The 23,748-nt window shown below is 71.7% G+C and carries 16 protein-coding genes; 11 read left to right on the top strand and 5 right to left on the bottom strand.

Translation table 11 applies throughout. The annotated features are described in order from the left end of the window. Nucleotides 1-507: 507 nt before the first annotated feature. The 3 genes from VK923_12870 (at nucleotide 508) to VK923_12880 (ending at nucleotide 4,004) form a co-directional block, all read left to right on the top strand. A complete protein-coding gene (locus VK923_12870) occupies nucleotides 508-726 on the top strand; it encodes a M23 family metallopeptidase (protein ID HSJ45569.1) in 219 nt (72 codons plus the stop codon). Nucleotides 727-880: 154 nt separating this feature from the next. Further along, nucleotides 881-2,311 (top strand): aldehyde dehydrogenase family protein, encoded by a 1,431-nt coding sequence (locus VK923_12875; GenBank protein HSJ45570.1) that lies wholly within the window; start codon nucleotides 881-883, stop codon nucleotides 2,309-2,311. A gap of 202 nt (nucleotides 2,312-2,513) precedes the next feature. Beyond that, entirely contained in the window at nucleotides 2,514-4,004 is a 1,491-nt protein-coding gene (locus VK923_12880; GenBank protein ID HSJ45571.1) for an MFS transporter, read from the top strand. 10 nt (nucleotides 4,005-4,014) lie between these two features. Here VK923_12880 and VK923_12885 read toward each other — a convergent pair whose 3' ends face one another. Beyond that, nucleotides 4,015-5,319 (bottom strand): MATE family efflux transporter, encoded by a 1,305-nt coding sequence (locus VK923_12885; protein HSJ45572.1) that lies wholly within the window; start codon nucleotides 5,317-5,319, stop codon nucleotides 4,015-4,017. Between the two features lie 43 nt (nucleotides 5,320-5,362). Between VK923_12885 and arfB the strand changes: the two genes are divergently transcribed. Beyond that, nucleotides 5,363-5,794, top strand: coding sequence for an alternative ribosome rescue aminoacyl-tRNA hydrolase ArfB (arfB, locus tag VK923_12890; protein HSJ45573.1), 432 nt, complete (start codon nucleotides 5,363-5,365; stop codon nucleotides 5,792-5,794). A gap of 31 nt (nucleotides 5,795-5,825) precedes the next feature. Here the strand turns inward: arfB and VK923_12895 are convergent, their stop codons facing one another. After that, nucleotides 5,826-6,212: a hypothetical protein gene (locus VK923_12895; protein ID HSJ45574.1), complete on the bottom strand. Its 387-nt coding sequence runs from the start codon at nucleotides 6,210-6,212 to the stop codon at nucleotides 5,826-5,828. Nucleotides 6,213-6,325: 113 nt separating this feature from the next. Between VK923_12895 and VK923_12900 the strand changes: the two genes are divergently transcribed. The 4 genes from VK923_12900 (at nucleotide 6,326) to VK923_12915 (ending at nucleotide 14,734) form a co-directional block, all read left to right on the top strand. Beyond that, the gene (locus tag VK923_12900; protein ID HSJ45575.1) at nucleotides 6,326-8,764 is read left to right on the top strand and encodes a GNAT family N-acetyltransferase; all 2,439 of its coding nucleotides are present in this window, start codon (nucleotides 6,326-6,328) and stop codon (nucleotides 8,762-8,764) included. A 182-nt stretch (nucleotides 8,765-8,946) separates the two neighbouring features. After that, entirely contained in the window at nucleotides 8,947-12,405 is a 3,459-nt protein-coding gene (gene metH / locus VK923_12905; GenBank protein HSJ45576.1) for a methionine synthase, read from the top strand. A 260-nt stretch (nucleotides 12,406-12,665) separates the two neighbouring features. Further along, nucleotides 12,666-13,238, top strand: a complete 573-nt coding sequence (locus VK923_12910) for a hypothetical protein (protein HSJ45577.1) — start codon at nucleotides 12,666-12,668, stop codon at nucleotides 13,236-13,238. 317 nt (nucleotides 13,239-13,555) lie between these two features. Beyond that, nucleotides 13,556-14,734 (top strand): hypothetical protein, encoded by a 1,179-nt coding sequence (locus tag VK923_12915; protein ID HSJ45578.1) that lies wholly within the window; start codon nucleotides 13,556-13,558, stop codon nucleotides 14,732-14,734. Nucleotides 14,735-14,791: 57 nt separating this feature from the next. Here VK923_12915 and VK923_12920 read toward each other — a convergent pair whose 3' ends face one another. The 3 genes from VK923_12920 to VK923_12930 form a co-directional block, all read right to left on the bottom strand. Beyond that, nucleotides 14,792-16,336: a phosphoenolpyruvate carboxykinase (ATP) gene (locus tag VK923_12920; protein ID HSJ45579.1), complete on the bottom strand. Its 1,545-nt coding sequence runs from the start codon at nucleotides 16,334-16,336 to the stop codon at nucleotides 14,792-14,794. Between the two features lie 132 nt (nucleotides 16,337-16,468). Next, nucleotides 16,469-17,362, bottom strand: a complete 894-nt coding sequence (locus tag VK923_12925; GenBank protein ID HSJ45580.1) for a VCBS repeat-containing protein — start codon at nucleotides 17,360-17,362, stop codon at nucleotides 16,469-16,471. 31 nt (nucleotides 17,363-17,393) lie between these two features. Further along, nucleotides 17,394-18,218 carry an MBL fold metallo-hydrolase gene (locus VK923_12930; GenBank protein ID HSJ45581.1) on the bottom strand — a complete coding sequence of 275 codons (825 nt, stop codon included), beginning with the start codon at nucleotides 18,216-18,218 and terminating at the stop codon, nucleotides 17,394-17,396. Between the two features lie 185 nt (nucleotides 18,219-18,403). On the opposite strand from VK923_12930, the gene selA reads away from it, so the two are divergent. The 3 genes from selA to selB are packed head-to-tail and all read left to right on the top strand — an operon-like array spanning nucleotide 18,404 to nucleotide 23,738. Beyond that, a complete protein-coding gene (gene selA / locus VK923_12935) occupies nucleotides 18,404-19,747 on the top strand; it encodes an L-seryl-tRNA(Sec) selenium transferase (GenBank protein HSJ45582.1) in 1,344 nt (447 codons plus the stop codon). Nucleotides 19,748-19,761: 14 nt separating this feature from the next. After that, nucleotides 19,762-21,888 carry a chloride channel protein gene (locus VK923_12940; GenBank protein ID HSJ45583.1) on the top strand — a complete coding sequence of 709 codons (2,127 nt, stop codon included), beginning with the start codon at nucleotides 19,762-19,764 and terminating at the stop codon, nucleotides 21,886-21,888. Further along, nucleotides 21,888-23,738, top strand: a complete 1,851-nt coding sequence (gene selB, locus VK923_12945; protein ID HSJ45584.1) for a selenocysteine-specific translation elongation factor — start codon at nucleotides 21,888-21,890, stop codon at nucleotides 23,736-23,738. Before VK923_12940 ends, selB begins: the two co-directional genes overlap by 1 nt. Nucleotides 23,739-23,748: the final 10 nt, after the last annotated feature.

Genomic DNA, 23,748 nt, shown 5'->3' on the forward strand with positions numbered 1-23,748 from the left:
CCGGGCGCTGCGGACGCCCGCACGCACGTATCATCGTCGGCTTGCGTACGCACGGCCAGCGAAAGGGCGCCCTGGCCGGCGACGCACGCACAATGAGCGAGGAACGGATCGACCCAATTGGGTGGATCCGTTCCGTGTTGACCGAACAAGGACGACCACCGTGACCACCGCACTGCGAAGCGCCGATCGCTGGTCGGCGCCGTGCTCGCATCAAGATGCTCGGACCTGCTTGCCGGATCTGCATCGGCCTCGAGCGCGCCGAGACCGCAGCAACTCACCGCCGACGTGAAGGCTCACCGGATCACGTTGCAGCGGGCCGCCAGCGCTTACGATGCACTGCTGACCGAGCCGTCCCCGGATGCGGTCGGCGACCGACGTCGACCCGCTGGAATGGCCGATCGAGGGACGGCTCGCGTCGACGTACGGTCCCCGGCATGGGCGCATGCGCCGCGGCATCGACGTCGCGGCACCGACCGGGACACCGATCCGCGCCGCCCAGGACGCAGGGTGGCGTTCGCCGGCTGGAAGGGCGGCGACGGCAATACGGTCGAGGTCGCCCACGACGCGCAGCGGACCCGGTCGGCCCACCAGTCCGAGCTGCTCGTTTCCATCGGCGACACGGTCGAGCGCGGCCACGTGATCGGCCGCGTCGGCACGACCGGGTCGTCAACCGGTTCACACCTGCACTTCGAGGTCAGCGTCGCCGGTCGGATGTCGACCCGCTGAGCGTGCTCCCGATCCGGAGCTGACGCACCGGTCGCAATCCCCGTCTGCCCGTCAGTCGTCGCCGTACTCGGTAGCGTCGACGGCGACACAGCATCTTGACGGTCCTGACTGACCGGTTAGTCTACGCCGCAGCCACCCGACTGAAGGGCCAGCCGTGCAGCACCCGTTCCTCGCCGGAGCCAGCACCGAACAGGCGGGCGACGAGCTCGTGATCATCGACCCAGCCACCGGACAGATCGTCGACACCGTCGTGGAGGCGGGCGCCGACGGCGTCGACCGGGCCATCGCGGCCGCGCAGTACGCGGCGCCGGAGTGGGCGGGCACGCCGGCGGGCCGCCGGGGCAGGATCCTCGCGGGTGTCGCCGACGCGATCGACGCCCACGCCGGCGAGCTGGCGCCGCTGCTGACCGCGGAGCAGGGCAAGCCGCTGCGCGAGTCGCACCTCGAGCTCCACCGCTGCGCCGAGACCCTACGGCACTACGCGGGCCTGGCCCTGAACATCCGCGGCAGCGCCGTCACCGACCTCGACCCCGACACACGTGGCATGGTGCTCGCCCGTCCCGTCGGCGTCGTCGCGGCGATCGTGCCATGGAACTTCCCCACGACGCTGCTGGCCAACAAGCTCGGTCCCGCACTGGTGACAGGCAACACGGTCGTCGCAAAGCCCGACGAGACGACTCCCCTCGTGACGCTGCGCCTCGCCGCCATCGCGCACGAGGCCGGTCTGCCGGCCGGAGTGTTCAACGTCGTCTGCGGCACCGGCGAGGTGACGGGCGCCGCGCTGGTGACCCACCCTGGGATCCGCAAGGTGGCCTTCACGGGGTCGACGCCGGTCGGCAAGCAGATCATGGCCAGCGCCGCCGACGACCTCAAGCGCGTGACGCTGGAGCTCGGCGGGTCCGACCCGCTGATCGTCTGCGCGGACGCCGACGTCGACGCCGCCATCAGCGCTGCGTCGATGGGCCGGTTCTTCAACTGCGGCCAGGCCTGTCTGGCCGTCAAACGGGTGTACGCCGACGATGCCGTCGCCGAGCGCGTCGCTGACGGGCTGGGTCGCAAGGCGGCCAAGCTCGTCGTCGGCCCCGGCATGGCGAAGGGGACCCAGATCGGTCCGATGCACGCCGCCGAGGGGCGGGACCTGATCGCCGCCCAACTCGCCGACGCCGTGGCATCCGGCGGTGAGGTGTTGGCGGGCGGTGGCGTCCCCGAGGGCGAGGCATACGACGATGGCTGGTACCACGAGCCGACCGTCGTGTACGAGCCCTCGCACGACTCCCGCGTGTCGACCGAGGAGACGTTCGGGCCGGTGCTGCCCGTGTGGGCGGTCTCCGGCCTCGACGAGGCGATCGACCGCGCCAACGCATCACCGTTCGGGCTCGGCTCGTCGGTGTGGACGAGCAACCTCTCAGCGGCCATGGCGGCCGCCGAGCGCATCGAGGCCGGCTACACGTGGATCAACGCCGCGACCAAGGTGTACGACGAGCTCCCGTTCGGCGGCGTCAAGCAGAGTGGCTACGGCAAGGAGCACGGCATCGAAGCGCTCGGCTACTACACGGAGCAGAAGTCGGTGGTCATCCGCGCCTGACGGCTCGCCGACCGCCGCACGTCGGCGTGGGGCCGTCGGCCGCACAGGGTGATCGGCCTGACGCGCATCGGCGGCACACGGTGAGGGGCCCGATGGAGGCCGCATCAGCGACGGGGCAGGCGGACGCGCTGAGCGCCATCCTGGTGACGCCACCCGCGCCTGCAGGGCCCGGCCCCGACGACCGCTGCGAGCAGATCCCACCGTGCCAGAGCCCGATCCTCCGGCCGCCTCGACACCACCGGCTGCCACCGTGCGCGACGTCTTCGCGCCCGAACGGCGCGCCGCGGCGACGGCGATCCTGTTGACGGTCGCGCTGGCGGCGTTCGAGGGGCTAGCCGTCAGCGCGGCGCTGCCGCAGGTCGCCGCCGACCTGGGCAGCGTCGACCTTCTGCCCTGGGTCATCACCGCCTTCGGTCTGACATCCGGTGTGGCGACGGTCGCGACCGGCGCACTGATCGACGGCATCGGTGCGTCCCGGGTGTTCCGCGTCGCGGTCGCGTTGTTCACGATCGGCGGCGTCGCCGCGGGGCTGGCCGGGTCGATGCCGTGGATGATCGCGGCGCGCCTGGTCCATGGGGCGGGGGCCGGCGCCACGATCGCGGTGGGGCTCGCAGCCGTCGGGCTGGTCTTCCCGCGGGAGCTGGTGGGACGCGCCTTCGCGCTCAACTCGACCGTCTGGGGCGTGATGGGTGTCGCCGCGCCGGCGCTGGCGGCCGCGATGCTGACGGTAGGGTCCTGGCGCTGGATCTTCCTGGTCAACCTGCCGCTGGGCCTGGTCGCGCTGCTCGCCGGCTGGCGGGCGCTGCCGGACCACGGCACCGCGCAACGGACCCCGCCCGACGTCGTCGGCCTCGGACTGGTCGCCGTCTTCACCGCGCTGCTGCTCATCGGCGTGGATGCGCTGGGCCCCGGATCCCTCGCGGCCGGCATCGTCGCCGTCGCGGTCGGCTGGGTGTACGTGCGACGGGCGCGCGGGCGCGACGCCGCCGTCATCCGCCCCCGACACGTGCTGGACGCTCCGTTCGGTCCGCTGGCGTGGTCGATCTCGCTGCTGCTCACGGGCGCCATCGCGGTCGCGTCCTTCGTCCCGCTGTACGTCCAGGGTGGGCGCGGTGCCGGTACGGCGCTGACCGCCTGGTCGGTGCTGTTCTTCACCGTCGGCTGGACGACCGGGGCGAACGCCGGATCCAAGTTGCTCGACCGTGTCGCCGAATCGACGGTCGTGGCCGGCAGCTTCGCCGTCGCGGCACCGGCTGCCTTCGTCGTCGCGGCGCTCGCGGCCGTCGACGCCCCGCTGTGGATGGTCTTCGTGGCGCTCACCGTGCAGGGCATCGGCGTGGGTGCGGCCACCAACGCCGCGCTCACGCTGCTGCGGGCGGTCGCAGGCGACGATGAGCTGGGCCGCGCCACCGCTGCCCACCAGTTCCTGCGCAACCAGGGCATCACGGTCGGGGCGGCGCTCGGTGGGGCGACCATCCTGGTGGTGGTGGCCCGGCGCATCGGCGACATCGAGCGGGTCCGCGACCTGCTGGCGGGTACGACCGACGTCACCTCGGCGGCCGTTGCCGACGCCATCGCCGTGGGGTTCGCCACGGCCGCACTCGCGGGCGCGGCCGTGATCGTCGCCGGCGCCGTTCCGCTCGTGGCACTGCGTCGCAGCCTGGCGGCCGCCCGTCGCCGCCGGCGGGGCTGACGGCCCGACGTCAGCGGTCCGCCACGACCGCCCAGGCGCCCGAGCGCAGGCGCCACACCGTCAGCGCCGCGCGCGTGACCATCATGACGACCATGCCGACCCAGATGCCCGGCAGCCCCCAGCCGAAGTGCAGCGACAGCAGGCAGACGGGGACGAGGCCACCCAGTGACGCGAGCGCGGTCGACCACCACAGGAAACGGAAGTCCGCGGCCCCCATGAGGATGCCGTCCAGCACGAACACCACGCCGCCGATCGGCTGCAGCAGCGCCACCAGACCCCAGACGGCCCGCGCGGCGGCCAGCACGTCCGCGTCGGTGGTGAACACGGCGGGCAACACGTCGGCCGCGAGCAGGTAGACCGCACCGACGAGGAAGCCGAAGCCGGTCCCCCACGCCAGCAGGCGCAGGGCGGTGCCGCGGGCATCGGCGACGAGGCCGGCGCCGAGCGCGGTCGCGATCATCGCCTGCCCCGCGATCGCGAAGCCGTCCTGCACGAGCGCCAGCATCGTCCACAGCTCGCGCGCGATCTGGTGCGCGGCCACCTCGACGGTGCCCATGCGCGTCGCCACCGCCGTCGAGATCAGCAGGCCCGACAGCAGCGCGGCGGTCCGCAGGAACAGGTCGCGCGAGATGCCGACGATGCGGCGCATCGCGGCCGGCTCGACGCGCAGCGCCGGCGGAGCCAGACGCCGTCGCCCGAGCACGAGGAAGGTCGCGGCTCCGACGGTCTGGGCGATCAGCGTGCCCATCGCCGCGCCGGCGATCCCCATGTCGAGCGGGTAGATCAGTACCCAGCTCAGCACGGCGTTGCCGAGGTTGACGGTGATCGTGATCCACAGCGGCGTGCGCATGTCCATGCTGCCGCGGAAGGCACCGTGACCCACGAGCACGACCAGCACGGGCACCGACGCCAGCGCACGGATGCGCAGGTAGACCTCCGCGGCGCCTGCGACCTCACCCTCGGCGCCCATGAGGCGCACCAGCAGGGGGGCCGCCACTTCGAACGCGATGGTGACCGCCACGCCGAGCGAGACGGCCAGCCACAGAGCCTGCAACGCGTAGGTCGCGGCCTCCTGAGGCCGTCCGGCGCCGCGCAGGCGCGCGACCTCGGCTGTCGTGCCGTAGGTCAGGACGTTGAAGCCGAAGAACGCCAGCGTGAACAGCGCGACGCTGACGCCGAGGCCGGCCAGCGGCACCGCGCCGAGCCGTCCGACGAGCGCGGTGTCGACCAGGCTGAGCAGCGGATCGGCCGCCAGCGCGGCCATGGCAGGCAGCGCGAGCCCGACGATCTCACGGTCGCGGGTCGCCAGGCGCATCGGGCCACCCTACGGTGGACCGGTCCGAGCACCGGAGCCCACCGTGAGCGACGATCTGGTGCTGGCCGACGGCACCACGATCACCGCCGACGAGCTGGATGTCAGCTTCGTGCGGGCGGGCGGGCCGGGCGGACAGCACGTCAACACCAGCGCGACGAAGGTGGAGCTGCGCTTCGACGTGGCTGGCAGCCGGTCCCTGGACCGAGCCCAGAAGGATCGCGTCACCGCAGCGCTGGCGTCCAGGCTGACGACCGACGGCGTGCTCGTGCTGCAGGCTGGTGAGTTCCGCTCGCAGGCACGCAACCGCGAGGCCGCGGTGGGACGCCTGCGCAACCTGCTCGACGATGCGCTGCGGCCGCGCCGCCGGCGCATCCCCACGCGCGTCCCGCGCGCCGAGCGCCGCCGGCGGCGTGAGCGCAAACGCCGTCGCAGCGAGCGCAAGCGGCTGAGGCGGGCGCCCGACCCGGACGCCTGAGCAACTCCGCCGCGCCCGCCGGACGACCCGCTCACCCGCGCGTCCGCAGGGACCGCCAGTGCCGCTCGGCGTCCTGCCAGACGTCGAGGGGCTCGATCACGTCGGTGACGGCTTCGAGCAGCACCTCGAGCTCGTCGGTCCCCAGCGCCGTCGCCCGCGTGGGCTCGATGTGCGCGAGCGCCTCGGTGATCGCCGCGCGACAGGCCCGCCACTGCGGCTCGACCTCCGCGACGTGCCACGCGCCGACCTCGCCTTCCACGGCCCGCAACTCGTCGCGCAGCAGGTCCAGCCCGACCGGGATCGGCACGGGGTCGACCCGGCCGACCGGCAGGCAGCCGAGCAGCGCCTGCCGCGCGTCCTCGACCCGCTGAGCCTGCGCGGCGAAGGCCGCCCATGGCGCGGACAGGTGAGCGGGCATCCGTCTGCGTCTGAACACGGTCCACACGCTACGACGCAGCGGTCGGCCATGGGCCGGGCCGTATCGCACGGCTAGGGTCGTACTGCCGACCGACACCGGGACCACGACGACCGATGCCTCTGGATCTCGCGCGCTACGTCCACGACGTCGCCCTGCGCGACGGCCGGACCGTGCGCATCCGCCCCATCCGTCCGGACGACCTCGACGCGATGATGGAGATGTGGTCGCGCCTTTCGATGGACACCATCCGGCTGCGCTTCTTCGCGCCACGCCGGATGGAGCGCGAGCAGATGCGGCACTTCACCGAGGTCGACTACGAGGACCGCTTCGCGTTGGTCGCCGCACGCGGTGACCGGCTGATCGGCGTGTCGCGGTTCGACCGCCTGCCCTACGATCGGCACGCCGCGGAGTTCGCGGTCCTCGTCGAGGACGCCGAGCAGGGCAATGGTGTGGGGACGGTCCTCCTGCGCGGCCTGCTCACACCGGCCCAGGACCTCGGGGTCACGAACTTCAAGGGCAGCTTCCTGCGCGACAACCGGCGGATGCGGGAGGTGCTGACCGCCGCGGGCCTCGAGCCGGTCTTCACCAACGTGGACGGGGCCGTCGAGACCAGCTTCCGCGCCGTGCCGTCGGATGCGTTCCTGCGCAGCGCGGACGAGCGGGACCGTTGGGCCGCGGTGGAGGCGATGCGGGCGGTTCTGATGCCGGACACCGTCGCGGTGATCGGCGCGTCCCGGGACACCGACAAGCTGGGCGGCATGGTCTTCGCCAACCTGCGTCGGCGGTACCGCGGGACGCTGTTCGCGGTCAACCCGCACGCCGAGGAGGTGCAGGGCGAGCCGGCGTACGCGACGGTCGACGACTGCCCGCAGGTGCCCGACACCGTGATCGTGTGCGTCCCGCCCGCCGCGGTCGTCGATGTGGTCATCGCCGCCGCGCGGGCGGGCAGCCGGGCCGCCGTGATCATCACGGCCCCGGGCGCCGACCTCGGCGGAGCCGACCTGCTCGACGTCGCGCGGTCACACGGCATCCGCGTCGTCGGGCCGGCGAGCATGGGCGTGCTCAACGCGACCGACGACGTGCGCATGAACGCGACCGTCTCCGACGCGTTCCCCGACCCGGGGGGCCTGGCATTCCTCAGCCAGTCAGGTGCGCTCGGCCTGGCCGTCCTCGCCCGCGCGCGTGCGCTCGGCCTCGGGCTGTCGAGCTTCGTCAGCGTCGGGGCCAAGTCCGACATCTCGGGCAACGACCTCCTGCAGTTCTGGGAGTCCGACAACGCGACCGACGTGATCCTGCTGTACCTCGAGTCGTTCGGGAACCCAGAGAAGTTCGGTCGGATCGCCAGGCGCGTCGGCCGCTCGACGCCGATCGTCGTCGTCAAGGCGGGGCGCAGCACCGCCAGCGAGCGCCGAGCGGCCGGCGGCCGGGCGGCCTACGCCGACGACGCCGCCGTCGACGCGCTGTTCGCGCAGGCCGGCGTCATCCGCACACGCACGCTCGCGGAGCTGTTCGACGTCGCGTCGGTGCTGTCGGCCCAGGCGCTGCCCGTTGGGCGGCGGGTGGGGATCATCAGCAACGGCAGAGGTCCGGGGACGCTTGCCGCCGATGCCTGCGACGCGGCGGGCCTCGAGATCAGTGAGCTCTCGCAGGCGACCCGCGACCGGCTGGAGGAGCTGCTGCCGGTGTCGACCCGGATCGACAACCCGGTCGACATCAGCCCGGCGACGCCTGCACCGGTGTACGGCGACGCCCTGCGCGCCGTTGCCGACGATCCGGCCGTCGACCTCGTGCTGTCGGTCTTCGTGCCACCCATCGGCACCCGTGCGGGTGACATCGCGAAGGAGATCGCAGCGGCCCGCGCCGACATCGACGATTCGACGCCGATGGTCAGCGTCGTCATGGCGGTGACCGACGACACCGGCGACGGCGCCCGGAGGGGTGTGCCCACGTTCGCCTTCCCGGAGGACGCCGCGCGGGCGCTGGGTCACGTCGCACAGTACGCCGAGTGGCGGCGCCGCCCGCTCGGCCACGTGGTCGAGGTGACCGACGCCGACGTCGACGCCGCCCGGTCGATCGTCGAGAATGCGCTGGCCGACAGCGACGATCGCGACCTGAGCGACGCGCAGATCCACGAGCTGCTGGGGACCGTGGGATTGACCATCTCCGAGGACGGCGCGGCCCGCGACGACGGCGTCACGATGGTCGTCGGCGTCCGTCACGACCCGATGTTCGGATCGGTGCTGCTCGTCGGCATCGGCGGTGCACTCGTCGACCTGCTCGCCGACGTCCGGATCCGCCTGCATCCGGTCACCGAACACGACGTCGACGACATGCTCGCTGAGCTGCGCGGCTTCCCGCTGCTCATCGGCGACACTGGCGCGCCGCCCGTCGACCTGGACGCCCTGCGCAACGTGCTGTTCCGCGTCAACGCGCTCGTGGAGGCGGTCGACGAGATCGATGAGCTGGACCTGCAGCCGGTCGTCGCGATGTCCGACGGGATCCGGCTGGCAGGGGGACGCATCCGCATCGCCCGGCACGGCCACGGCGTGTGAGCCGCGCCGCCTCGTCACCGGCGGTGTCGACGACCGACCGGCCCCTGAGCGCCGCCAAGCAACGTTGTTGCATGCCGGCCGCGGAGAGATCCGCGCAGCGTGCGTACGATGAGTGGTCACGTCACTGGCGGGATCACGGGTGGCGTGATGACACCGAGCCCTCGACCGGACCACAGTCGACAATGCACGACACATTCCTCGACACGATGCGGCGGCGCGTCCTCGTTCTGGACGGGGCGATGGGCACGTCGCTGCAGCAGCAGGACCTGTCGACGGAGGACTTCGGCGGCCTCGACGGCTGCAACGAGGTGCTGGTGCGCACGCGTCCGGACATCGTCGCCGACGTCCACACCAGCTTCCTGACGACCGGCTGTGACGCCGTCGAGACCAACACGTTCGGCGGGGCGCCGTGGGTCCTCGACGAGTACGGCCTCGGCGACGACTGTGAGGAGCTGAACCACCGCGCGGCCGAGATCGCGGCGCAGGCGTGCGCCGACGTGCGCACCGGCCGTGACGCGGGGCCGTGGGTGATCGGCTCGATCGGGCCGGGGACCCGTTCCCCCACCCTGTCCCTCGCCAAGGATGAGACGGCGGCGGACCACATCTCCTACGACGCGGCCGTCGCCGGCTACGAGCGGCAGGCCCGCGGCCTGCTCGCGGGGGGCGCGCAGGTGCTGCTGGTGGAGACGTGCTACGACCTGCTGCAGGCGAAGGCGGCGATCTGGGCGAGCCATCAGGCCATGGACGCCGAGGGCGTGACGGTGCCGCTGCTGTGCGCCGTCACGATCGAGCAGGGACTCGGCACCATGCTGCTGGGCAGCGACATCAGCGCCGCCGTGACGGCACTGACCCCTATGGGCATTGACGCACTGGGCCTGAACTGCGCCACCGGGCCGGCCGACATGCGCGAGCCACTGCGGCACCTCTCGCGACACAGCCCGCTGCCGATCCTCATGATCCCCAACGCGGGGATCCCGCAGATGGTCGACGGCGAGCCGCACTACGCGCTCACCCCCAACGAACTCGCCGAGGCCCACGCCGAATTCATCACCGACTTCGGGGTGCAGATCGTCGGTGGTTGCTGCGGGACGACGCCGGAGCACATGCAGCAGGTCGTCGAGCGCTGCCGGGCACTGACCGCCGCCGAGCGCCACCCGACCGGCACACCGAGCGTCGCCTCGCTGTACAGCGCGGCAGCGCTGCACCAGGACACGTCGTTCCACATCATCGGCGAACGGCTGAACGCCAACGGTTCCAAGAAGTTCCGCGAACTGCTGCTGGCAGAGGACTGGGACGGCATCACGGAGATGGCCAAGGACCAGGTCCGCAGCGGCGCCCACACGCTCGACGTCTGCATCGACTACGTGGGCCGGGACGGTGTCGCCGACATGGCGCAGGTCACCGACCGGCTCGCGACGCGCTCGACCCTGCCGCTCGTCCTCGACTCGACCGAGGTCGACGTCATCGCCGCCGGCCTGCGCAGGCTGGGGGGTCGGGCGGTCATCAACTCGGTCAACCTCGAGGACGGCCGCCGCAAGGCCGACCGGCTGTTCGGTCTGGCACGCCAGTTCGGCGCGGCGCTGGTCGCGCTGGCCATCGACGAGCGGGGCCAGGCGCGCACCGCCGACTGGAAGGTCGAGGTCTGCCGGAGGCTGGCCGACATCGCCGTGGACGACTTCGGCCTGTCGACCTCGGACCTGATCTTCGACACGCTGACGTTCCCGCTCGGATCGGGTCAGGAGGAGCTCCGGCAGGACGGCATGGCGACGCTCGAGGCGATCGAGCGCGTCAAGGAGGAGATCCCGGGGTGCCACACGGTGCTCGGCGTGTCCAACATCAGCTTCGGGCTGTCACCCGCCGCGCGACAGACGCTGAACTCGGTGTTCCTGCATCAGGCCGTGCAGCGCGGGCTCGACGCCGCCATCGTGCACCCCGGAAAGATCCTGCCGTTGCACCAGATCGAGGAGGAGGCGCGCCGGTTGTGCGAGGACCTGGTCTTCGACCGGCGCTACGGCGACTACGACCCGCTCCACGGGCTGATGGCCCACTTCGAGGGCGTCACCGAGGCGCGGAGCGCCCGCGACGACGTCGAGTCCCTGCCTCTCGAGGAGCGCCTGCAGCGGCGGATCGTCGACGGTGACCGCGATGGGATGCCGGCCGACCTCGAAGCTGCAATGGCGGCCGACATCGCGGCGCTGGACATCATCAACACCCATCTGCTGGCCGGCATGAAGACGGTCGGCGACCTGTTCGGCGCCGGGCAGATGCAGCTGCCGTTCGTCCTGCAGTCCGCCGAGACCATGAAGTCGGCCGTCCGCCACCTCGAGCCACACCTGGAGAAGGCCGACAGCCGCGGCAAGGCCCGCGTCGTGCTCGCGACCGTCAAGGGTGACGTGCACGACATCGGCAAGAACCTGGTCGACATCATCCTGACCAACAACGGCTACGAGGTGCGCAATCTCGGCATCAAGCAGCCCATCGACGCGATCATCGACGCCGCCGAGCAGTTCTCGGCCGACGCGATCGGCCTCTCCGGCCTGCTCGTCAAGTCCACCGTCGTGATGCGGGACGACCTGGAGGAGCTGACGCGGCGCGGTCTGGACCACTACCCGATCATGCTGGGCGGTGCCGCACTGACCCGGTCCTACGTCGAGGATGACCTGCGCGGCCGCTACACGGGACCGTTGTTCTACTGTCGCGACGCGTTCGCCGGGCTGTCGATCATGGACGAGCTGGTGAGCCACCACGCGGCCGGCGAGCCGCCGCCTGACTGGGGACGCGGAGCGCCGGACCAACCCGCACGCCCCAGTGCGCGACCCACCAGGGCCCGGACCCCGACCGGCGGCCGCTCCGCCGTCGCCACGGACGTGCCGGTGCCGATGCCACCCTTCTGGGGCACGCGGGTCCATCGCGGCGTCCCGCTGGACGAGATCCTGCCCCTGCTCAACACCACGGCGCTGTTCCGCAACCAGTGGGGCTTCGGCCGCGACGACACGGTCCCGGCCACCGCGGCCCTGCGCCAGACGCTCGAGCTCGCCCGCACCGAGTCGCTGCTCGCGCCGCAGGTCGTCTACGGCTACTTCGCGTGCAACGGCGACGGCGACGACGTCGTGATCTACGACGCCCCGGACTCGGACACGGTCGTGGCGCGCTGGTCGTTCCCCCGCCAGTCGTCGTCGCGCCGCCTGTGCATCGCCGACTTCTTCCGCCCGGTCGACTCCGGTGAGCGCGACGTCATCGCGCTGCAGTGTGTGACGGTGGGCGACCGTGTCACCCGGCGCGCATCCGAGTTGTTCGCCGCCGATCGCTACACCGAGTACCTGTATCTGCACGGTCTCGGCGTCGAGACGGCCGAGGCGCTGGCGGAGCACTGGCACGCGCGCGTCCGTGCCGAGCTCGACATCGCCGACGCCGATGCCGCCACGCCGCGCGAGCTGTTCAGGCAGGGCTACCAGGGGTCACGCTACTCGTTCGGCTACGCCGCGTGCCCCGACCTGGAGATGCGCGCGCCGCTGGTCGAGCTGCTCGGCGCCGAGCGGATCGGCGTCGTGCTGTCGGAGACCTTCCAGCTGCATCCGGAGCAGTCGACCGATGCGTTCGTCGTGCACCACCCTGAGGCTCGTTACTTCAACGCACGCTAGTGTCGTCGGGCAGGTTCCTGGGCAGTCTGGCCCGCACGTCCTCCGTCACCGCCGTCCGGACGCCCAGGAAAGTCTGCGGTGCCTGGTTCCGCAAACGAACGGTTGCGCCAGCCGAAGTACTACTGAATCAACAGCTGGGGCAGGTAGTTCCTCTCCTTTGTCGCTATCTTTACGTCGTTGTGCTACCTTTTATTGCCACTGGATCTTTTGGCTGTCGCTGATCCGTCAGGAAGCGCCAACGAACGAAAGCATGATGACACATGGCAAGCACGCAGGAATCAGCAGTTCGTGACTATCTCCTGTCGATCCGCAACCCCGGCGCACTACGTGACGAGGACGCCATCGCCTCGCTGAACGCGAAGCTCGAGGAGTCCACTGACGAGCTCGAGCGCCTGCAGCTGCGCCAGCAGCTGCTCGACATCGAGACCCCGTCGCTGGAGAGCTACGAGGACGCGTTCGTCGAGCACGCGCGTGCCTGGGCCGAGCGCACCGGCATCAGTGCGGAGGCCTTCCTGGCCGAGGGCGTGCAGCCCGCCGTGCTGCGTCGCGCCGGATTCCGCGGTGTGTCGGGAGGCGGAAGACGCCGCGGTGGCAGCCGGTCGGCCTCGTCAGGGCGGACGTCCGCGCGGACCCGGGTGAGCGCTGATGAGGTCCGCGCCGCCATCCCGACCGGCACGTTCACCGTCAAGGACCTGCAGGAGCGCAGCGGCGCGTCGGCTGCGGTCGTCCGCAGGATCATCGCCGAGGAGGTCGAGGCCGGCGACGTCACAGATCAGGGCGCCGATCCCGACCACAGCGGGCCCGGACGCGCGCCGACCGTGTACAAGCGCTGACCGTCGCGTCGCGGACCCGGCACCGTCCTTGACGACGCCGCGCCCCTGTTGATTCCACGCAGGCGCGCGGCGTCGTCGCGTGTCCACGGTCAGCTGATCGCACAGGTTACGGTTCCTTCCTCACGACCAGCGACCGCCATTGTTGATCCAGCGGGTGTCGGTTACGTCACGCAACGGTGGGCGCCTGCGCACTATCCGGGCAACTTCGCGGGGCCTGGTTCCGCGAATGGCTGGCGGACCGGCTTCGCCCGGGCAGATACATGTACGTTCGGCCAATGGATGCTGTCCGGCGTGGGCCGTCCTCCTAGGCTGGTGTCGTGACGGATGACGACCGTCCCGTGACGGCAGGCTGGGAGCAGCCGCCGCGCCCCGGTCGACGACGCTGGTGGCCGGTGGCCGCGACGGTCGCCGTCGTGGTCGGCGCCGCGGTGCTGGCGATGCCACGGGAGCGACCAGCGGGACTCTCGGTCGGCCCGACGAGCGCGCCGGCCGATGCCACGCTGACCAATCCCGTCGATCCCCGCGACTTCGTCCCCGAGCGGTTCGCACCGATCGAGACGACGACGCAGGCACCCGGCTCCGGACCACTGCTGCCCGGACCGCCCGCGGGGCTGACGATCATCGCCGCGGACGACAACGGCCTGTACCTGCTCGACAGCGACGCCGGCGATCTGCGCAGGATCGCCGTGCGCCACCCCGCGCCGGCGTCACTGTCCGAGACTCTGTTCGTCGTCGGAGACGACATCGTGGTCGACGCTGACAACAACGTCGTCCTCCTGCCGCGCACGTCGGTGCGCCCCACGCGGATCGCCGCCGGCCACCGCGCCGTCCCGACCGTCGACGACGGCTCAGTGTGGGTGTTCGACAGCGTCACTCCGTTCGTCACCGGCACAGCCAGCCGGATCGGTCTCGACGGCACGGTGCTGAACCAGGTCCAGCTGCCCGCGATCGCCGAGCCGCTGGTGGGCACCGCTGACGGCCTGGTGGTCGGCACGCCGGGCGCGATCACATTCGTCGCCGCAGACGGGCAGCGACGCCTGCTCGCGCGCGGCATGGCCGTCGCGTCGGACGGCCGCCGGCTCGCGTGGCTGCAATGCGCCGACGACCTGTCCTGCGCGGTCAACATCGGAACGGTCGACGACCCCGACCAGGTGCGGACGGCGCTGGACCCGGCGGTGCTGCCGGCGGGGTTCTTCGGTCTGCCGACAGGTGCCTTCTCACCGGACGGACGCTGGCTCGCGCTGCCGCTGTACCAGAGCAGCCGCGGGCTGGGGGACGCGACTGTCTCGGTCATCGACACCACGACCGGCACAGAGGCCTACCGGGCAAAGGGATCGGCGCGGACGCCGTTCAACACGCCGCTGGCGTGGTCGCCCGACAGCAGGTGGCTGATCTTCGTGTCCGAATCCGACCTGCGCGCGTGGCGAGCCGGCCAGCGACAGGCGACGACGATCGACGTCGGCCTACCCGGCATCAGGGCCCTGGCCGTGCGGTGATGAGGGAGCACGCGGACGGGCGTGCACCTGCCGCCCGCGCGCCTGGCTGCGTTTGGATCAGCCCAGGGCGGCCCGGATCGTCTCGTCGAGCCCGGCATGCTGCTCGAGGTACGCGGAGCGCTCCCGCTTGAGCTGACCGACGCGGGCCGTGTAGGCCTCCTCGCGACCCTGCCTGGAGTACCGCAGCCGCGGGTTGAGCAGCGCGTCGTCGTCGATGCCGGGGACCTCCTCGGCGGTCCAGTAGCCGAAGTCGGGGTCGGGCGCCCAGCGGATCGTGTCCTCCGCGATCGCCTTGACGATCGCCGAGGAGTGCACGATCTCGACGGGCGTGCCACCCTCCGGGTCGTCAGCACCGCCGATCTCGCCGGTGTTCAGCACGTACACGCCGAAGTCGTAGTCCATCGATTCGATGAGCTGGCCGAGGCGGTTGCCCTGCATGTAGTCGTGCTGCAGGAAGAACGGGTTCGTGCCGGGCACGCGAAGAGCCTTGCCCGCCTCCGCCGCGCCACCGGCCGATGTCCCACGGGTCTCCCCGAGCATGAAGTACGCCACCGCCTGGTCGATCGAGGTCATACGCGTGACGGCAGGCACGATGTCATCGTTGCGGTTGAGGATCAGCAGGAAGTCGGCACGGCCGAGCTTGCGCGGATCGAAGTGGGGGATGTCGGCCAGCCCGAAGGTCCCACGCCCGTTCTTCGTGTGGCTCGCGTCGGCGAAGTCGACCGACCCGTCGTCGGCGACGGCCACGTTCTCGAGCCAGCTGCGCTCAGTCGTCAGCGCCCGGTGGATCGTGGGCTCGTACTCGGGGTCGAGACTGAACGTCTTTGCGAAGCACCCGTTCTCGGTCGAGTGGACGGCGCCCCCCGGCGCGAGGGCCACGAAGTCGTCCTGGACCGGCAGGGACTGGTTCTGCCGGGTGAACGTGGTGGTCGTCTTCCCCGTGCCCGACAGGCCGACGATCAGCGCGACGCGGTCGCCGTCGGGCGTCGGGATGACCTTGGCGCCGGAGTGCATCGCCAGGCCGCCGCGCCGGTACGCCCACTCGTTCCACATCCGCAGCGAGCCCATCTTGGACTCGCCGAAGTAGTCCGCCCCGCTCACGCGCGTCACCCAGTGCTCCAGGTCGATCGCGATCACGCGGTCGTCGGGGTAATCCGGCGTCGGCATCCTGGGTGTGTAGATGACCGTGAACGCCTCCGCGGTGTCCCAGTCCGCATCGGGCGGGAAGTACAGCTGCTGTTGCATTGCGGGGATGTTGGCGGCGGTGCGCTCAATGAACAGCTGCGCGGGGACGCGGAACGGTGAGCCCTCAGGCCCGATGTATCCGCGGACGTGGATCATGTCGCACCCGGCGATGTGCGCGTCCTGCGCCTCGGCCAGGGCATCGTAGGCGACACGGGACATCGTCTGCTTGGAGGTGACCTCCGGCTCATCGGTCACGATGAAGGTCGATCCCGCGGAGCGAGCGGTGACCCGCGTCTGGACGCTGTAGTTGCCGTAGTGGGTCAGTGTCGCGTTCGTCATCTGGTCGACCCACGATCGCAACTGCTGCTGGGTCGGGTCCTCAGTGACGCTGCGCGCGGCTGGCAGGTCGATCGACATGCCGTCGCCTCCTGTGCTCGTGAACCGGTTCACTACTTCGGAAAGCCCAAGGATTCCCACGTCTCGCATCCGCAACCGTCGCAGCACACCCGCGTGGTCACGCAGGTCGCCCGCTCGCCGCCCTCTCGACGCTCACGGGGACCGTCCCACATAGCGGCCCTGCTGACGGCCGAAGAGCCAACGGCCGTCGCGCCACACGTAGATCGCAGATGACCACTGCTGCGGTGGGAGGCCGTCGTCCCTGCAGATGGCCGCGATCGTGGCGCCGTCCTCATCGACCTCCTCGACGAGGGCGCCGGTGATGCCGACCGTGTTCGCGTTGTTGTAGCACCCGCCCGACATCCGCATCCGGGCCAGGGCCCCGTCGCGGTACGACCAGATCGTCAGGCTCTCACCCTGGGTGGCGACCCACTGCCGCGTGTAGACCTCGGGCCGGCCGTCACCGGTCAGGTCCCTGACCCGGAGCTCGACCAGGCGGTCCGCTGCGGGGCCCGAATGCGCCTCCATGGGCGTCCACCTGCCGTCGACGACCTGCTCCACGCGCGTCTCCGTCTGGTCGCGCACAATGGCAGCCCACACGCGCTCGTTCACCCCGTCGCCGTCGAGGTCCACCTGCACGACGTGCACGTCCCTGGGCGTCGAGCTCACCGTGATCGTCGGCACGCGCCCGGGATCGTCAGGGCTGAACAGGCCGCGACCGTCCTCGCGACCGGGCATCGCGCCTCCCGTGCCACCGGCATCGTCAGCGATGCCCGTGCCGCCGTCGCCGGCCGTGCCGGTGGTCGGCGCGTCACCGTCGACGGCCGACTCGCTGTCGGCGGCGGTGTCGCCGTCGCCGTCGACGTCCTGTCCGGCGGGTGTCGAGCCCAGCTCGTCCGGCGCCACGGGCACCGTGGTACCTGTCGCCGCCTCCGATGCCGGTGCGGGGGCCGACAGCGACTGCACATCCCGGGTGTTGACCACGTACAGCACCCCCAGAGTCCCGAGGATGAGGACGGTCAGGCCGATCATCACGCCGGTCGACATGGGATCGGACGTGTCCACCGTCGCCGGCCGCCTACGCGCCACGCCAGCCACCCCCGTCGCGCACGACGCGACCGCCGCGCTCGAGATCGGCGAGGTGCGCCTTGACACTGCGGGCGGCCGCCGAGCGGAGCCCGCCGGGAAGGTCGGGATACACGACCGCGACGATCGCATCGACGGTGACGGGCGCGTCAGCCACTGCGGCGGTGATCTGTCGCGTGCGCTCCCGCCGGTGCGCGAGGAGGGCGTCGATGCGGGCCGCCGGATCGTCGATGACCTCGCCATGGCCCGGGTACAGCACCAGTGGGTGCAACGCGCGCAGCGCTCGCAGCGATGCGAGGTACTGCCCCAGCTCGCCGTCCGGCCACGCGATGACCGTCGTGCCCTCGCCCAGCACGTGGTCACCGGTCAGCACGGCTCCGGTCGCCGGCACCTGGAGGCACAGGTGGTCCGCCGTGTGCCCGGGGTGGTGGTGCGCGACGACTTCGACCGTGCCCGCGACGACCGTGTCGCCGTCGCTGAGCGCGTGCGTGCCTGCGATGCGCGCGGGATCGAACGCCAGCGCGTCGACGCCCCACTCGACGGCCCAGCCGACCGCCTCGGCGTGATCGGGATGGTGATGGGTGATGACCATGCCGGTGATCTGTCCCCGGCGATCAGCGGCCGCGGCCTCGATCGCACGCCGGTGGTCGGGCAGGGTGGGACCGGGATCGACGACCACGAGGTCGCCGTCCGTGGGATCGCCGATGAGGTAGGTGTTGGTGCCGGTCAGCGTCATGTGGGACGGGTTGGCAGCCCGCACCCGCGTCGTGATCGCGTCGAGCGACTGCACCGCACCCCGGTCGCCGACATCTGTCATGCTGGCAATCGTAGGGCGATGACCCCCCGACAAAACATCCAGAGAGCGGCATGACCTCAGGCAGCGATAGCGGTAGGTCACGCGACCAGGCCTCAGGCAGCGACAGCGGTAGGTCACGCGACCAGACCTCAGGCAGCGACCATGATCAGGCACCGGGCCGGCACGACACCGGTCTGCACGCCCGGATGCGTCGGCTGCCGAGCATCGACCAGCTGCTGGCTGCGGCGGCGGACCTGGTCGCCGAGCACGGTCGCGCAGGCGTCACCGAGGCGCTGCGGGCGGTCGTCGACACCGCACGCGGAGTGGTGCGCGACGGCGGCCCGGCCGCGACAACGAGCGACCTGCTGGCCGCGGCCGGCGACCACATCGCGCGTCGGCGTCCAGCACCGCTCCAACCGGTGATCAACGCCACCGGCGTCGTCGTCCACACCAACCTCGGGCGCGCGCCGCTGGCCGCCGCCGCCCGCAACGCCCTGCTCGAGGCCGCCGGCTACTGCGACCTGGAGTACGACGTCGCGACGGGCCGCCGAGGATCACGCACCAGCCGGCTCGAACCCCTGCTGTGCGAGCTGACAGGAGCGGAGGCGGCGTTCGCCGTCAACAACGCAGCCGCCGCCCTGGTGCTCACGCTGGCTGCGCTCGCCAACGGCCGGGGCGTCGTGGTGTCGCGTGGTGAGCTCATCGAGATCGGTGGCTCGTTCCGGCTGCCGGACATCATGGCAGCGTCCGGCGCGCGCCTGGTCGAGGTCGGCACGACCAACAGGACCCGCGCCGACGACTACCTCGCGGCCGACGACGCGGCCGCCATCCTGACCCTCCATCCCTCGAACTACCGGATCGTCGGGTTCGTCGCGCAGCCGACGCTGCCGGAGCTGGCCGCGGTCGCCGCCAAGCGCCGGATCCCACTGCTGTACGACACCGGTTCGGGACTGCTCCACGGATCGTCCGGTGCGCTGGCCGGTGAGCCCGCCGTCGCCGACGCCCTGCGTGACGGCGCCGACCTCGTGCTGTGCAGCTGCGACAAGCTGCTCGGTGGACCCCAGGCCGGTCTGCTGTTCGGCAGCGCCGAGCTGATCGAACGCTGCCACCGGCATCCCCTGGCACGGGCGCTGCGCCTGGACAAGCTGCGGATCGCCGCCCTGCAGGCGACCCTCGAGCTGCACCTGCGGGACCGGAGCGCCGAGATCCCCGTCTGGCGCATGCTGCACGCCGGCGACGACGAGCTGGCGTCCCGCTGTGGACGACTTGTCGATGCGCTTACGGCACGGGGTGTGGCTGCCACGGTCGTGGACGACGCGGGGCTCCCCGGCGGTGGGGCGGCACCAGACGCCGTGCTCACCGGACCCGTCGTCAGGATCACCGTCGACGGACCCACCGAGGTCGCCGACCGGCTGCGTGGCGGACGGCCTCCGGTCGTGGTCCGCGTCGCGGACGACGCCGTCATGGTGGACCTGCGCACCGTCGATCCTGGTAACGAGGCGCTGCTCGCCGAGCGCGTGGCCGCGGCGGGTGGGCACGCGGACCGATGACGCCGGACACTCCGGTGAACGAATCCGGCGAGGACACTCAGCGCGGCGCGACCCGGACCACGGTGTCGCGCCTGCGCCGCCAGCCCGGGGAGACCACCGGTGACTGGATCCGCAGGACCCGGCGCCAGACGGTGCCCCACCTGCAGGGCGAGCCCCTGATGATCTCGCTGGCCGTCGCGGTGGGCCTGGGCACCGGCCTGCTGGCTGCGGCGCTGATCGGCGTCATCGCGGTCGTCCAGCGGGTGGCGTTCGGCACACACGCCTCGTGGCCACTGGTCCTGCTGGTGCCCACCGTGGGAGCGTTGGTCGTCGGCCTGATCGTGACCTACGTGGCGCCCGAGAGCAGCGGCAGCGGCGTCATCCAGGTGATGACGACGGTCGCGACCCACGGTGGTCGGTTTCGCGGACGCGTGCCGTTCGCGGGTGTCGCCGCGTCGGGCATCGCACTGGGCACGGGCGCCTCGGGCGGACGCGAGGGACCGATCGTGCTGATCGGCGGGAGCGTCGGGTCGCTGCTCGGACGGCTGTTCGCTGTCGGTGAAGAGCGCATGCGGACCCTCGTCGCGGCCGGCGCCGCGGCAGGCATCGGCGCCTCGTTCAACGCCCCGATCGGCGGGATGCTGTTCGCGATCGAGCTCATCATCGGCCGCTTCCGCGCGTCGGTCCTGCAGGCGGTCGTCGTGGCGTCGGTGGTGGGCTCCGTCACCACGCGGGAGATCATCGGTCCCGGGATCATCTATGAGCCGGCGACGCTGTACACGTTCTCGGACGCGCGCGAGCTGGGCCTGTACGCGGTGCTCGGCGTCGCCGCGGCCCTGTTCGGCATCGCCTTCCTCTACGGCGAGGACCTGGCCAAGCGTGTCTTCGCGCGGCTGCAGATCTGGCGCCCCCTGAAGTTGGGGCTCGGCGGGCTCGGGGTTGGTCTCATCGCGCTCGCCGTGCCGGAGGTGCTCGGCACGGGTGACAACCTCCCACCGATCGACGGCATCCGCGACCCCATCCAGCGGATGCTCGACGCAGAGATCGGCGCCAGCTACGCGGCGGTCGGCCTGCTGCTGATCCTGGCCTTCGCCAAGCTGGTCGCCACCTGCCTGTCGATCGGCAGCGGCAACGCGGTCGGCACGTTTGCTCCCACGATCTTCTGCGGCGCCGCGGTCGGCGGGGCTGTCGGGCACGTGGCCGCCGAGCTGCTACCCGATGCGGGTGTACAGCCCGGCGCCTTCGCCCTCGTCGGCATGGCGGCCGTGTTCGCCGCCGCGGCACGCGCGCCGCTGACCGCGATCGTCATCGCCTTCGAGCTGACCAGCGACTACGAGCTGGTGCTGCCGCTGATGCTCGCGGCCGGCCTGGCGACGTTCATCGCGGACCGCATCCAGCCCGAGTCGGTCTACACCTGGCCACTGGCCAAGCGCGGCATCGTCTACGGCGAGCCTGAGGACGTCGACCTGATGCAGACGGTGCGCGTCAGCGAGGTCATGACGACCGACCCCGACATGCTCACCGCCGACATGACCCTGCCCGAGGCCCGCGCCGAGTTCCGCCGGACCGGGCACCACGGCTTCCCTGTGCTCGACGCGGACCGCCGGCTGGTCGGCGTGTGCACGTTGACGGATGTGGCCGTCGGGGACGCCGGTGACGACGGCCTCACGGTCGGTCAGGTCTGCACCCACCAGATGCTGACGGTTACGCCGCAGGATCCCGTCTTCCTGGCACTCCGGCGCATGGCGATGATCGACGTCGGCCGCCTACCGGTCGTGGCCGCCCACGACCACCGGCAGCTCGTCGGGCTGATCCGCCGCTCCGACCTCGTCACCGCCTACCGCCAGGCGGTCACACGCTCGTTGGTCTCCCAGCACCGCACCGAGCTGCGCCGGCTGCGCGATCTGGTCGGGACCAACTTCGTCGAGGTCCGCGTGACCGACGCCAGCCCGGCGACGGGACGGCAGATCCGGTCGGTCGCGTGGCCACGCCACACGCTGCTGACCAGCGTGCACCGCGACGGTGACCTGATCTTGCCGGACGGGTCGACCGAGCTGCGTCCCGGGGACAGGGTCAGCGCCATCGTCGACGACGACCACCTGCCGGAGGTGCGCCAGCTGCTGACGGGGTCGGCGGACCCCGGTACCACGGAGGAGTCGTGATGCACGTCATCTGCACTGCCGGTCATGTCGACCACGGCAAGTCCAGCCTGGTCTCAGCACTGACCGACATGCAGCCGGACCGCTACGCCGAGGAGCGCCGGCGGGGCCTCACGATCGACTTGGGCTTCGCATGGTTCGACCTCGACGACGATCACACGATCGCGTTCGTCGACCTTCCCGGGCACGAGCGGTTCATCGGCAACATGCTGGCGGGCGCCGGCCCGATCGAGGTGGCGCTGCTGGTGGTGGCCGCCAACGAGGGCTGGATGCCACAGAGCCGTGAGCACCTGCAGATCCTCGACCTACTTGGCGTGCGCCACGGCGTCGTCGCGCTGACCAAGATTGACACCGTCGACGACGAGCTGGTCGAGCTCGCCGAGCTCGAGGTGCTCGAGGGGCTGGAGCGCACAACGCTGGCCGGCTGCCCGATCGTGCGCACCAGCGCGCTCACCGGCGAGGGGCTCGACGATCTGCGGGACGCCATGCGCGACGTCTGCGACCGGGTCGGCGCCGCGGCGGATCGGGGACGTCCACGGCTGTGGATCGATCGGGCCTTCACGATCCGCGGGGCCGGCACGGTCGTCACGGGCACCCTTGGCGGCGGCACGCTGCAGGTCGGCGACGAGCTGGCGGTGCTGCCCGGCGGAGCCCGTGGCAGGGCGCGGTCGCTGCAGAGCCTGGACACGGACCGCACGACGGTCGGACCGGGCAGCCGCGTCGCGGTGAACCTCGCGGGTGTCGACCGTGCGGACGCGGAGCGCGGAGCGGCGCTCGTGCGACCGGACCAGTGGCGCACGACCCGCACCTTCGACGCGTGGCTGCGCGTGCTGCCAGGGCATCAGGTCCGCTCGACAGGAGCATGGCACGTCCACATCGGATCCTCGGAGCACGTCGCACGGGTGTGGCCGCTGGCGGACCGTCAGATCGTCGGTCCCGCCTCGGGTCCGGTGCGCATCGAGCTGCGGGGCGCCTGCGCGATCGAGGCAGGCGACCGCCTGGTCCTACGTGAGGTCGGCCGCGGAGTGACGGTGGCCGGCGGGCCGGTGCTCGACCCCGCTCCACCGCGGCGGCCACGCGGCCCGCGGCGGCAGGTGCGCGTGGCGCAGCTGGCGGCCCGGCTCGAGGCGCTCGACGACCGGGACCGGCTGCTCGCCCTGCACACCGCCGAGCGCGGTGCCGCGGCGATCAGCGACGCACATGCCGTCACGGGTACCTCGCCCGCCCATCCGCCCTCGGACGTCGAGGTGCTCGGCGACCACTACGTCGACGCCGATCACCTGCGGCGGTGGGCGGACGCGATCCGCGACGCGCTCACCGCCCACCACACCACCCACCCACTGGCCCGCACCGCACCACGTGCCGTCGTCGATCGGGCGGTGGCCGAGCAGGGCTGCCCGGGATCGGTGATGGACGACGTGGTGATCTGGTGTGAGGGCGCCGGGCTGGTGACACGCGAGGCGGCGGGCCTGCGGCTTCCCGACCACCGCGTCGCGCTCGACGAGGACCAGCAGCGCGCCCGTGACGCGCTGCTCGCGGCACTGGACGCCAGGCCCTTCGCCCCACCGTCGCTCAGCGACGCGGCCGCCTCCGCCGGCGTCTCGCGTCCGCTGTGGACCGAGATGGAGTCGTCGGGGCAGGTGGTGCGGCTGGCGCCGGACATCGCGATGACCGCCACGGCGATCGAGGACGCGACGGCCCTTCTACGGTCCGCCGCTGTCGACGGCCCGCTGACGGCTTCGGAGGCACGCCAGGTGCTCGGCACCAGCCGCAAGTACGTGCTTCCGCTGCTCGAAGAGCTCGATCGGCGCGGTGTCACGCGCCGCCAGGGAGACACCCGCACGTTCATCTGAGCGACGCCCC

The sequence above is a fragment of the Euzebyales bacterium genome (genome assembly GCA_035461305.1).
Lineage (GTDB): Bacteria > Actinomycetota > Nitriliruptoria > Euzebyales > JAHELV01 > JAHELV01.

Bases quoted from the DNA above. Each gene is read 5' to 3' on its own strand.
- VK923_12885 (HSJ45572.1), bottom strand. From the start codon at position 5,319: ATGCGCCTGGCGACCCGCGACCGTGAGATCGTCGGGCTCGCGCTGCCT.
- VK923_12895 (HSJ45574.1), bottom strand. From the start codon at position 6,212: ATGCCCGCTCACCTGTCCGCGCCATGGGCGGCCTTCGCCGCGCAGGCT.
- VK923_12900 (HSJ45575.1), top strand. From the start codon at position 6,326: ATGCCTCTGGATCTCGCGCGCTACGTCCACGACGTCGCCCTGCGCGAC.
- metH (HSJ45576.1), top strand. From the start codon at position 8,947: ATGCACGACACATTCCTCGACACGATGCGGCGGCGCGTCCTCGTTCTG.
- VK923_12910 (HSJ45577.1), top strand. From the start codon at position 12,666: ATGGCAAGCACGCAGGAATCAGCAGTTCGTGACTATCTCCTGTCGATC.
- VK923_12920 (HSJ45579.1), bottom strand. From the start codon at position 16,336: ATGTCGATCGACCTGCCAGCCGCGCGCAGCGTCACTGAGGACCCGACC.
- VK923_12925 (HSJ45580.1), bottom strand. From the start codon at position 17,362: ATGTCGACCGGCGTGATGATCGGCCTGACCGTCCTCATCCTCGGGACT.
- VK923_12930 (HSJ45581.1), bottom strand. From the start codon at position 18,218: ATGACAGATGTCGGCGACCGGGGTGCGGTGCAGTCGCTCGACGCGATC.
- selA (HSJ45582.1), top strand. From the start codon at position 18,404: ATGCGTCGGCTGCCGAGCATCGACCAGCTGCTGGCTGCGGCGGCGGAC.
- selB (HSJ45584.1), top strand. From the start codon at position 21,888: ATGCACGTCATCTGCACTGCCGGTCATGTCGACCACGGCAAGTCCAGC.